A 12,020-nucleotide genomic window follows, 5' to 3' on the forward strand; every position below is an offset into this window, starting at 1 on the left:
CGGGATGTGATGGAGTTACCGAGGGGAACGACGTGCCAAAAGGTACGCAATAGAAAACCCGGCTCTCGCCGGGTTTTCTATTATTTTCAAACTTTTATATATATTAGCTAAACAATCACTAGAGTGCTTGCAGCACGCGGGCAGCGACCATCATTTCACCTTGACGTGTCTTGCGACGCGCCTGTGCTTCAGCATCTTCGCCCCAATGCTCAACGGTCCAATCTTCATCAAGATGCGCACGTTTCCAGCCATCTTCGACAGACACTTCACCTTTTGCAATTGCCAACGCAATCAGCGCGGAGCCGGTCAACGTGGTCATCGTATGGAGCGATGCCAGTGCGATTGGATTTTCGAATTCCGACAGATGAATGCCGAAAGCTGAGATCGCTTCGCGCGATTGCTCAACATGCATAACACCTTCTGCCAACGCAAAACGTGCGCCAAGGCTTTCAGCCCAGTCGATCAACGGATCCCACTGTTGAGTCTGACGTTCAACCAGTTCTTTCGGGCTTGCCGCACGATAGCAGATCATATCGGTTCCGGCAAAGCGCAGAATATCTTCAAAAACCGCTTGCGGGTCTTGTGCAATGCCGTCAATTGCCGTGTTTACCAAACGCGTGGCGGGCATTTTTGAAGGATCGATAACCTTTTCCTGTGCGCGAAATTCTTCGGCAATAATTTCAGCCGCTTCGCTTGTTGGTAGAAGGAGAACGGCCCGCGCCGGTGTTTTAACCGGACGGCCATCAAGATGCACGGTAAAGCCACCATCAACCTCGGCCACCTCAGCCTTTTCATAAAAGCGCTTTGGCAATGGGGTGCGCATCAGTTCCTGTGAGCGCTTCACCGGGTCTTTTTGAGAAATTGACATTTCAGATTGAGGATCGCTCAGAGTGTCGCGCATAATAATATCCAATGGTTGTCGGTCAGAATGCGAAGGCATCCATTTCATGCAAAATCGCATAGAGTTCTTCAGGCGTATTCAGGACATGATGGGCGCCTGCATCTTTCAGTGCGTCAGGCTTATGATAACCCCACGAAACACCGGCGGCACGCGCACCCGCTGAACGAGCCATTTGCATATCGTAAATAGCATCTCCGATCACAATGGTTCGCTCTGGTTCTATCCCCATTTCGGAGCAGGATTCAAGCACCATGGCCGGATGTGGCTTGGATGGGCAATCGTCTGCGGTACGAACGACCATGAAATGGTGTCCGATAGCATGTCGCTCAAAAACCGAGCGTACACCGCGTTGCGACTTGCCGGTCACAATTCCCAAAAGAAGATCATCGCGGCTGCCAAGCTCTGTCAGAAGCGGCAAGATACCATCATAAAGCGGTTCAGCGAAATCAGGCTTCTGACGCAGCTTTACAAAGTTTTCTTTATATCGCTGTGTGAGCCAGTTCACCTGCGCATCAACTTCACGTCCAAGCAGTTGAGCAATGGCGAGAGGCAAAGAGAGACCAATGATAGAATGCGTCTGCTCGATTGCAGGCGGGATTAGTCCTGCATCGATAAAACTTGCCGCCATGCAGTGATGAATCGTATCACCACTATCGACAATTGTGCCGTCACAATCAAAAAGAACGAGTTTCATCGGGCGGCTCCGGCTTTTGCTGGTCGATTAATGATAATGAGGCCTAGCCCGATCAGAGCGAGAGCAACAAAGATTTTCCAACTGAGTAATTCATTGAGAAGCAACCCACTCAGGAGTACGCCGAAAGCGGGCGTGAGGAATGCAAAGTTGGAAAGCTTTGACGCCGGGTAACGACGCACCATCCAGAACCACAACGGGTAGGTCACAGCGACCACGAACATTGACTGAAACAGAAATGAAAGAACCGAGAGCGCATCGGGATCGCGGATCAATGGACCGCTCAAAGACATGAACGGCAACGGCACAAGTGCGGCCACGGCAAGCTGATAAAGCAGGATTTTCTCAGGCACAGCATTGGCAAGCTTCGATCGCTTTATGACTATCGTGGTCATTCCCCAAAGCATTCCGGAAATCAATGCCAGAAGATCGCCATAAACCGCGTTAGGGCCGGGCCGGCTAATATGGTCTGAAAAGACCACGAAAACACCCATAAATGCCACGCACATGCCAATGAAGGCACGCATGGAGATGCGCTCACCCAGAAGGAAATGACTGCCGATTGCCACCCAAAAAGGCATTACATTCATCAACAAAGTGACACGTCCGACACTGGTTAACTCCATTGCCAGAAAGATCAGAACAAATTCGACACCAAAAAGAAGACCGGCCAGAATACCAGGCTTCAGCGTGCCATCACGGCCGAAGAGAGGAATACGTTTCCAGTAACACCAGAGAAAAACGCAGAAGCCGCCGAGAGCTGCACGACCTGCAGCCATGAGCATGGGATTAAAGCCGCGATTGCCGATCTTGATGGCGACCTGATTAAGCCCCCAGGTGAACATGATGAACATGACGAGAGCAATTGCCATCCCGTCGAACGACACCCGGCCCTGAACCGATCCTCCCCCCATACCCGACATGTTTACTCTTCCGCGTCTGCCTCATCAAAGCCAAGCAAATTCCATGACTGTACCATATGTGGCGGCAGCGGTGCTGTGACATCAATGATCCCGCCGGATGGATTCGGAATGCGAATACGGCGGGCGTGAAGATGTAATTTCTTCTGAATGCCTCCGGGGAACTCCCAGTTCTGGTCCGCTTCAAAATACTTCGGATCGCCAATAATTGGATGACCTATATGCGCTGCATGAACACGCAGCTGATGGGTTCGGCCTGTATAAGGCTCCATTTCCAACCAGGTCAGGTTGTTTCCAACCTTTTCGATGATCCGGTAATAAGAAACTGCATGATCGGAATCGGGTTCACCGTGCTGGCAAACACGCATTTTGTCGCCATCCGGCGTTTGTTCTTTAACCAGCCAAGTTGAAATCTTGTCTTCGCGCTTGCGTGGAACGCCCTTCACAAGTGCCCAGTACGTTTTCTTGGTATCTCTTTCGCGGAATGCAGCGGTCAGAGCTTGAGCACCACCGCGCGTCTTCGCAACAACAAGGCAGCCCGATGTATCACGGTCGATACGATGAACGAGGCGAGGCTTTTCACCCTTCTTATTGCGCCATGCTTCAAGCATACCGTCTACATGACGAACGAGGCCAGAACCGCCCTGCACTGCCAAGCCCGCAGGCTTATTGAAAACAAAGACCTTCGCGTCTTCGTAAATCAACATCTGCTTGAGAACATCACCATCCTCCTGACTGCGAATGGTACGAGCCGTTACAGGACCTGTAGCCTTCTCATCAACGCCAAGTGGCGGAATACGGACTGACTGGCCAGCTTGCAGACGTGTGTCCGCTTTTACGCGACCGCCATCGACACGAACCTGACCGGAACGCAGCAATTTCTGCAGGTGTCCGAACCCAAGTCCGGGAAAATGAACCTTGAACCAGCGATCAAGACGCATACCCGTCTCATCTGCAGCCACATTCTTTTGTTCAACGCCTGCCATGGAAAACCCGCTCAATACTTTTTTAGTGGCACGAGCTTCACGTGCCTTTCTCTGGTGCGTCTTACAGGCCGCAACCCTTAAACGGTCGCCGGAATGCGCTTTAAATCTGTCAATAGACGCGCCAAGGCCGGATTGCTAGGCATAATCTACGAAAACAACAATCTGCGTCTGTTACAAAATTGTTATAGAGTCTTCACGGTCGGTTACATCTATTTTTAATTTATGGTCAACCTTGACACCCAATCGCCACTTCTTGCCGTCATTGCATATTGATAGAACAACGGGACTGCACCATGTAGTCTCGTGAAATAGAACGAGCGGGAGTGCTAAGGTGTCGTTGCTCAAAATCTACTGGCGCGCCATGGAATATCTTGCGGCTGAGAAAGCTGCAACCATAACCATGTGTATAGCGAGCGTATTGGTTGCCCTCGTCATGCTGGCCGAACCGATCCTTTTCGGTCGGGTTATTCAGGCTATCTCCGATAAGGGAGATATCGTTACGCAGCTAGCCATGTGGGCGGCGCTCGGTGCTTTTAACATTGTTGCAGCAGTTTTTGTTGCGCGTGGGGCTGACCGGCTCGCCCATCGTCGCCGTCTGGGTGTGATGATCGAATCCTATGAGCGTATCATCACCATGCCACTCTCCTGGCACCAGAAGCGCGGTACCTCGAACGCATTGCATACGCTGATCCGCGCAACAGACTCACTCTTCACTCTTTGGCTTGAATTCATGCGTCAGCACCTGACCACGATCGTGGCTCTGGGTGCGCTTATTCCTGTTGCAATGAGCATGGACCTTCGCATGTCCATGGTGCTTATCGTGCTCGGCGTGATCTATGTGATGATTGGCCAGTTGGTCATGCGCAAGACCAAGGACGGACAGTCAGCGGTTGAAAAGCATCACCATAAGCTTTTCGAGCATGTTAGCGATACGATCAGCAACGTTTCGGTAGTGCAGAGCTATAACCGCATTGCCTCTGAAACGCAGGCACTACGCACTTACGCCAAAAACCTCGAAAACGTTCAGTTCCCGGTCCTTAACTGGTGGGCGCTCGCCAGCGGTCTTAATCGCATGGCCTCGACTTTCTCGATGGTTATTGTGCTTCTGCTTGGTGCATATTTTGTGACCAAGGGCCAGATGCGCGTTGGTGACGTGATTGCCTTTATCGGTTTTGCGCAGCTGATGATCGGGCGTCTTGACCAGATCAGCGCCTTTATCAATCAGACTGTGACGGCGCGCGCGAAGCTTGAAGAATTTTTCGAGATGGAAGACGCGACAGCCGACCGTCAAGAACCGCAGGGCGCGACCGATCTTGAGAACGTCAAGGGCGACATCGTGTTCGACAACGTGACCTTCGAATTCCCAAATTCTGGTCAGGGCGTTTATGACGTTTCGTTTGAAGTGAAGCCGGGTCAGACTGTAGCTATTGTCGGTCCTACGGGTGCCGGTAAGACCACGCTGATCAATATACTTCAGCGCGTATTTGATCCTGCCGCTGGTCGCATTCTGATCGATGGCATCGATACACGTACCGTTAGCCGCCGTTCGCTTCGTCACGCCATCGCAACCGTTTTTCAGGATGCCGGTCTATTCAATCGTTCGGTTGAAGAAAATATCCGCGTCGGTAATGAAAATGCGACCGACGAAATGGTTCACGCTGCCGCCAAAGCTGCTGCTGCCCATGATTTTATTCTCGCAAAAGGCAATGGCTACGATACAGTTGTCGGTGAACGTGGTTCACAGCTTTCGGGTGGTGAACGTCAACGTCTGGCGATTGCACGCGCTATTCTGAAGGATTCACCGATCCTCGTACTTGACGAAGCAACCAGTGCGCTTGATGTCGAGACCGAAGAAAAAGTCAAGCAGGCCGTTGATGATCTGAGCCAGAACCGCACGACCTTCATTATTGCGCACCGTCTGTCGACCGTCCGTTCTGCTGATATCGTCCTGTTCATGGACAAGGGCCATCTGGTTGAACGCGGCAGCTTCGATGAACTGGCTGCGCGTGGTGGCCGCTTCTCCGACCTGCTTCGTGCTGGTGGTTTGCAGCTTGAAGACAAGTCTGAAAAGGCCACAAAAGAAGACGAAGCAGAAGAAAGCAACGTCATGCCATTCCCGGTTAAGGGCTCTGTTGCCTGATACCGTTGCGTATCAATGAAAAAAGCCCGCTGCGAATTTCACAGCGGGCTTTTTCTTATTAAAGAGGCACTTCAAATCGCAAGCCGTCATAGCCAGGTTCTACGTGATCAGGCGTGTCCCGCATAACCGTGTCGTAATCGAGCGGCACATGCATATGGGTCAGGATTGCGCGTTTTGGTCCGAAGAATTCGATCCATTCAAGCGCCTGCTCCAGTGAGAAATGACTTGGATGCGGGCGATATTGCAGCGCGCCGATAATCAGCACATCCGCATGGCGAATATATTTCAGGCTCTCATCCGGGAACGCGCTGACATCCGTGCAGTAAGCGACATTGGCGATACGGAAGCCGAGCGATTCAATATCGCCGTGCACCTGCCTGAATGGCTCAAAGCGGATCGACCCGCCCGCGCCCGTGATCGAGAATGCTGTTTCTGCCATGATGTCATGCATGGAAAGGATTGGCGGATAGCTCGAACCCACAGGCGTCTCAAAACAATAGCCGAACGCTTCAAACAGGCGGTTGCGTGTCAGCCGGTTGGCATACACATCCATCAGTCGCCGATTTTCAACGACATAGGTTCGTAAGTCATCAATGCCATGGATATGGTCGGCATGGGGATGCGTATAAACGGCCGCGTCAAGCGACGACACGTTGACGTCAATCATCTGATCCCTGAAATCGGGGCCAGTGTCTATGACAACGACCGTGCTGTTACCGTCAACGTCGAACCGTTCAACGAGCAAGGCCGCGCGACGACGCTTGTTCTTGGGGTTTTTCGGATCGCAATTCCCCCAATCACCGTTGATACGTGGCACACCGGGAGACGAGCCGCACCCGAGAATTGTGAAACGCAGACAATTGCGAGGCGATACCACGATCTCTATTCCCCGGCAGGCTTTGGCATTTTAGAGAAAAGCCGAAAGGTATTTTCGCTGGTTATGTTCGCGATTTCTTCGTTGCTTACCCCAATCGTTTTAGCCAATACCGCTGCCGTGTGCTGCACGAATGATGGCTCATTGCGCTTGCCACGATGCGGCATGGGCGCGAGATAAGGTGCATCCGTCTCAACCAGCAAACGATCACGCGGAACTATCTGCGCTATCTCGCGAATATCGGCTGAATTTTTGAACGTCAGAATACCGGAGAACGAGACATACCCGCCTAGTTCAATACCTTTTTCAGCCAGAGCACGTCCTGATGAGAAGCAATGCAGGATGAAGGGGAATGCACCCTTAGCCGTCTCAGATTCCAGAATATCGGCCATATCCTGATCCGCGCTGCGTGCGTGGATCACAAGTGGCAACTGTGTGCGGCGCGCAGCTTCAATATGCACGAGAAAACCCTGCCGCTGGGCTTCTGGCGGCGCATAATCATAATGATAATCAAGCCCCGCCTCACCTATGGCGACAACTTTCGAATGCTCTGCCAGCTCCACGAGATCGTCGGCTGTCACATCCAGTTCTTCATGCGCATTGTTCGGATGGGTGCCAACCGAACAATAGACGGAATCATATTTCTCGGTCAGTGCGAGGATCGTATCGAACTTGCGCACTCGCGTCGAAATCGTGACCATGCGTTTGATGCCAGCCTCGAGCGCGCGGCTTACGATAGCGTCGCGCTCGGGTTCGAAATCCGCAAAGTCGAGATGGCAGTGACTATCAACCAGCATGTTCAGCTCAGTTCTGCTCTTCCGCTTCCACATAGCGCGGGAATACCGGCTGTGGTGCTGGCAATTCTGCGCCGCCGACAAGCGGGCTTGCTGCCACGTCAGCAAACTGACGCTTGTCTGCCGGTATTGCCAGAGTATCAAGCAACTTTTCTGCCGACTGCGGGATGAAAGGTTGAACCATAATGCCGACGCGACGGATAACTTCTGCTGTCACGTACAGAACCGTGCCCATGCGCTCCAGGTCGGTCTTGCGCAGTGCCCAAGGCTCCTGCCCCGCAAAATAGCGGTTTGCTTCTGCAACAACGGCAAAAATAGCCCCGAGCGCGATGTGTAATGCCTGATCGCCTACAGCTTTCCGCGCGGTTTCCAGTGCTGCATCGGCCTGATCGAGAATAGCCTTATCAGCGTCTGAGAAAGCACCCGGAACCGGAACCCTGCCTTCGCAGTTCTTTGCAATCATCGACAGTGAACGCTGTGCGAGGTTGCCAAGGTCGTTAGCGAGATCGGCATTGGTGCGGTTGACGATTGCATCGTGGCTATAGCTGCCATCCTGACCGAATGGCACTTCACGCATCAGGAAGTAACGCAGCTGGTCAAGGCCATAACGCTCGACCAGTTCAAACGGATCAATGACGTTGCCGAGAGACTTCGACATTTTTTCGCCGCGGTTGAACAAAAAGCCATGCGCGAACACGCGCTTTGGCAGCGGAATGCCGGCCGACATCAAAAATGCTGGCCAGTAAACCGCGTGGAAACGCGAAATATCCTTGCCGATAATATGCGCATCAGCAGGCCAGTAGCCCCACTTTTCATCCGCCTTATCAGGATAGCCAACTGCCGTAATGTAATTGGTCAGAGCGTCAACCCAGACATACATGACGTGCTTTTCATCGCCAGGGACAGGAATCCCCCAGTCGAACGTCGTTCGCGAAATCGACAGATCCTTCAGGCCCGATTTTACGAAGCTGACAATCTCGTTGCGACGCTCAGCCGGCATGATGAAGCCGGGATTGTTTTCATAAAGCTCCAGAAGCTTGTCCTGATAATTCGACAGGCGGAAGAAATAGCTTTCTTCTTCAACCCATTCGACCGGAGTGCCCTGTGGACCGTAGCGAACATTGTCGCCACGCACTTCAGTTTCTTCTTCGCCGTAATAAGCTTCGTCACGCACCGAATACCAACCCGCGTAACCGCCCTTATAAATATCGCCGTTTGCCGACATTGCCTGCCAGATTGCCTGGCTGGCCTTGTAGTGACGCTCTTCCGAGGTGCGGATATAATCGTCGTGCGAGCTGTTCAGAAACTCACCCATGCGCTGGAAAGCAGCCGTGTTCCGATCTGCGAGTTCGCGGGGCGTGATGCCTTCCTTGCGCGCGCTCTGCAACATCTTGATGCCGTGTTCATCCGAGCCGGTCAGGAAGTATACGTCCTTACCATCCAGGCGCTGAAAACGCGCCATGGCATCGGTCGCAATCAACTCATAAGCATGGCCGATATGCGGCTTGCCATTCGGGTAAGCAATCGCGGTGGTGATGTAGAATTTTTCGCGGCTCATAAGAAATCCGGCTTCTTCAAGTGTGATGTTTAAAAAACGCTAGCGGTGACATAACGCAACTAAGTCGGCATGTCACGTAAGCGGTGGCACGCCAGACCGATAAGCGCGATGCGTTTTTTCTAAAAGGATCATAACCGCCTGTTTGCGGTCGAGATTATAGGTCTCAGCATTGGCAATTTCGCGTGTCAGTTCGCTCCAGTAGCGTGACCACTGATCGGCTTCGCGCAATTGCCCCGAATCTGCATAGCGCCGTGCTTCATCGGCGATGCGGCTCATAAGATAGTCGCGGAACAGCTCATACTGAACTTCCGCCTCACGGCCATTGAGAACACCGGAGAGCGCTTGTGCTTTTGGCAGGTCGAAATTCTGTTCCTGCAAGATTGCGTCGACAGTATCGGAGATTTCCAAGCCACCATGCGCCACAAGCAGCAGCGCTTTCCGAACGCTGCCTTCAGAGCGATCAAGAAGCGATTGCGTGATGTTACCTGCATCAAGGCCAATGCTGGGGCCTATATGAGCGAGTGCATCAGTCAGCGCGTCACTGCCGAGAGGCTTAAACTGAATGCTCTGGCAGCGCGAACGGATCGTCGGCAGAAGTCTTCCTGACGAATGTGAAATCAGAATAAAGATTGCCCGCGCTGGCGGCTCTTCCAATGTTTTCAGAAGCGCGTTGGCTGCGTTGCGGTTCATGTCGTCGGCGGGATCGACAATCACGATACGCCATGCACCGTCCGACGCGGTACGGGTCAGAAAATGGGTAATACGCCGAATTTCCTCAACTGGGATGCCGGTTTTAAATTTCCCGGTTTTCTGATCAAAGGGTCGGTTAATATGCAACACCGCCGGATGCATACCGCCCGCGATCTGTCGCCAGAGTGGTTTACTAAAATCAGGTACGCCGATAGTTTCAGGTGCATGTGCCTGATCTGCATGGTCCAGCATATGACCTGCCAGATGAAAGCCAAGCGTTGCCTTGCCGATACCCTGCTCGCCCACGAAAAGCAGCGCATGATGCATACGGCCTTCGCGATAGGCCTGCGCAAGAAAAGCCGCAATTTCACTATGGCCAGTGAGATAATCGCTTGCCGACGGTTCGGCGACACCCTCAATGGAATCATGGGCCTTAGGGACATCGAGTTCTTCGATCACAGAAGACCTCTTTTCTTCAAAACTTCATCAGCGATAGCGATAATGTCGGCAGAAATTTCGTCCTGAGCGCGGTCAGCATCGACGATCCTGCAGCGGTCGGGTTCAGCTTTTGCAATGGCAAGAAAAGCCTGACGGCGCGCTTCATGTATGGCAATCGCTTCTTTCTCGAAACGATCTGCCTCGTCAGCTCCACGCCGCTTATTGGCACGTGAAAGACCTTTTTCCGCAGAAATGTCGAGAATGATCGTGAGATCAGGCATGACACCGTCAATGGCGATACGCTCGATCGCTGCCATATAGGTGGCATCGAGATTGCCTGTAATACCCTGATAGGCGCGGCTCGAATCGATGAAGCGGTCGCAAAGCACGATGCGATTTTCAGCAAGTGCAGGACGGATCAGCTGATCAACATGATCGGCACGCGCGGCGGCAAATAACAACGCTTCGATAGCCGGACCATAGGTTTCGGCATTACCGCTGAGAATCACATGGCGAACAGCCTCTGCACCCGCGGAACCACCGGGTTCGCGCGTTATCAATGGTTTAAGCCCAAGGGTTCGCAAATGCTCTGCCAGCAAGGCGATCTGGGTGGATTTACCCGCGCCTTCCCCACCCTCGAATGTTATGAACAATCCGGTCAAATTGACTTCCGCAAACTGAATTATCGCCTGTTCAGGCTCTTAATCTATTTACCGGCGTTTAATCCCAAGGTCGAGTATCTGAAACGCTTTTCGATCTGATTGCATTAGATCGGCCCTTCAGATATCACTTCTAGCGCGTATCGCTTTAGAAACTCGTCTCCCACTTTTCGGGATGCGCTTTAAAGATACTTCCTCAACCAACCAGTGGAGAGTTCCAGGACTGCACTCATGGCTCGCTGCGATAGCGTACCAACAGGTACTTCCTGTGCCGTGTAAAGTGGCATCTGTTGAACGACATTGCCATTCAGTTCAAACTGCAGCGTCCCGACCTCTGTATCGGCTAATACAGGTGCATGTAGCGGTCCCTTATACGTAATACGCGCCTTCAGCTTGTCGCGTCCTTCCTTGGGGAGTAACAATTCAACGTCATTTTTCACTTTCAGCGGTACACTGGATGCCGCACCACCAAAAACTTGTGCTGCGCTGATCTCTTCATTAACCGCATAAATATTTACGGTATCAAATGAAGTCATGCCCCACTGAATGAGCTTTTTGGCTTCTTCTTCACGCTCTTTGATGCTCGTTAGACCACTCATCGCCAGAAAAAGCCGACGTCCGTTTTGTTCAGCAGAGCCAACAAGCGCGTAACCGGAAGCTTCGGTGTAACCCGTTCCCATGCCATCCGCGCCGATATTGAGCCGCAAAAGCGGATTTCGATTGCGCTGCATGATCTTGTTCCACGTAAATGCCTCCTGAGCGTAATATTTATAGCGTTCCGGGTGGGCGCTGTGGATGTGGCGTGCAAGTTTTATCAAATCCGACAGCGTCACGGTTTGTCCGGGAGCAGGCAATCCGGTGGAGTTCACGAAATTCGAGCCAGTCAAGCCTAGCGCTTTCGCGCGCTCATTCATTGCTTGAGCAAAAGCACCTTCGCTCCCAGACAGGCCTTCAGCGAGAATGATGGCACCATCATTGGCCGCCTGCACGATCATGCCCTGAAGAAGATCGGCAACGGTCGGGGTGGATTTGATGGCAGCGAACATGGTCGATGTGCCGGACGGCGCCCCGCCGGTACGCCAGGCATATTCAGTAACCGGATAGTTGGTTTCAAGTGTCGTTTTGCCTTTTTCGAGCGCCTCAAAGACAACTTCCGCCGTCATCAACTTGGCAAGTGATGCCGGTGGGACTTTCATATCCGGATTTTTTGAAAGAAGAACTGTGCCGCTTTTGTCGTCTAACAAAAGCACCTGCGGCGCTTTCGTTGCAAAACCGGCTTCCACTGTTTGCGCATAGCTCGGCGCAGCCATCAAAACAGCGCTGGCAACAGCCATTGCAAGCTTTATGCTTATCGAGAAACGCCCCATCA

Annotated in this window: 11 protein-coding genes; 1 reads left to right on the forward strand and 10 read right to left on the reverse strand. The window is 52.4% G+C overall.

The window, feature by feature from the left end:
- Positions 1-118: 118 nt before the first annotated feature.
- Genes H5024_RS07600 through H5024_RS07615 form a run of 4 tightly spaced genes read right to left on the reverse strand, consistent with a single transcriptional unit; the run spans position 119 to position 3,498 of the window.
- Positions 119-901: an ATP12 family chaperone protein gene (locus H5024_RS07600; RefSeq protein WP_187545013.1), complete on the reverse strand. Its 783-nt coding sequence runs from the start codon at positions 899-901 to the stop codon at positions 119-121.
- A gap of 22 nt (positions 902-923) precedes the next feature.
- Positions 924-1,595, reverse strand: a complete 672-nt coding sequence (locus H5024_RS07605) for an HAD-IA family hydrolase (protein WP_187545015.1) — start codon at positions 1,593-1,595, stop codon at positions 924-926.
- On the reverse strand, positions 1,592-2,515 hold the full coding sequence (locus tag H5024_RS07610) for a DMT family transporter (RefSeq protein WP_187545018.1): 924 nt from the start codon (positions 2,513-2,515) through the stop codon (positions 1,592-1,594). Before H5024_RS07610 ends, H5024_RS07605 begins: the two co-directional genes overlap by 4 nt.
- Positions 2,516-2,517: 2 nt before the next feature.
- Positions 2,518-3,498: an RluA family pseudouridine synthase gene (locus H5024_RS07615; protein WP_187545020.1), complete on the reverse strand. Its 981-nt coding sequence runs from the start codon at positions 3,496-3,498 to the stop codon at positions 2,518-2,520.
- 331 nt (positions 3,499-3,829) lie between these two features.
- Between H5024_RS07615 and H5024_RS07620 the strand changes: the two genes are divergently transcribed.
- On the forward strand, positions 3,830-5,638 hold the full coding sequence (locus tag H5024_RS07620) for a glucan ABC transporter ATP-binding protein/ permease (RefSeq protein WP_187545023.1): 1,809 nt from the start codon (positions 3,830-3,832) through the stop codon (positions 5,636-5,638).
- Between the two features lie 58 nt (positions 5,639-5,696).
- Here H5024_RS07620 and H5024_RS07625 read toward each other — a convergent pair whose 3' ends face one another.
- From H5024_RS07625 to H5024_RS07650, 6 genes are all read right to left on the reverse strand, one after another.
- Positions 5,697-6,515 (reverse strand): MBL fold metallo-hydrolase, encoded by an 819-nt coding sequence (locus H5024_RS07625; RefSeq protein ID WP_187545025.1) that lies wholly within the window; start codon positions 6,513-6,515, stop codon positions 5,697-5,699.
- 5 nt (positions 6,516-6,520) lie between these two features.
- A complete protein-coding gene (locus tag H5024_RS07630; RefSeq protein WP_187545027.1) occupies positions 6,521-7,309 on the reverse strand; it encodes a TatD family hydrolase in 789 nt (262 codons plus the stop codon).
- A gap of 7 nt (positions 7,310-7,316) precedes the next feature.
- Positions 7,317-8,864, reverse strand: a complete 1,548-nt coding sequence (gene metG, locus H5024_RS07635) for a methionine--tRNA ligase (protein ID WP_187545030.1) — start codon at positions 8,862-8,864, stop codon at positions 7,317-7,319.
- Between the two features lie 72 nt (positions 8,865-8,936).
- Positions 8,937-10,013 carry a DNA polymerase III subunit delta' gene (locus H5024_RS07640; protein WP_187545032.1) on the reverse strand — a complete coding sequence of 359 codons (1,077 nt, stop codon included), beginning with the start codon at positions 10,011-10,013 and terminating at the stop codon, positions 8,937-8,939.
- Positions 10,010-10,654 (reverse strand): dTMP kinase, encoded by a 645-nt coding sequence (gene tmk / locus H5024_RS07645; protein WP_187545035.1) that lies wholly within the window; start codon positions 10,652-10,654, stop codon positions 10,010-10,012. Before tmk ends, H5024_RS07640 begins: the two co-directional genes overlap by 4 nt.
- Positions 10,655-10,833: 179 nt before the next feature.
- Positions 10,834-12,018 carry a D-alanyl-D-alanine carboxypeptidase family protein gene (locus tag H5024_RS07650; RefSeq protein ID WP_187546691.1) on the reverse strand — a complete coding sequence of 395 codons (1,185 nt, stop codon included), beginning with the start codon at positions 12,016-12,018 and terminating at the stop codon, positions 10,834-10,836.
- Between the last annotated feature and the right edge of the window lie 2 nt (positions 12,019-12,020).

The organism is Ochrobactrum sp. Marseille-Q0166, assembly GCF_014397025.1.
Taxonomy (GTDB): domain Bacteria; phylum Pseudomonadota; class Alphaproteobacteria; order Rhizobiales; family Rhizobiaceae; genus Brucella.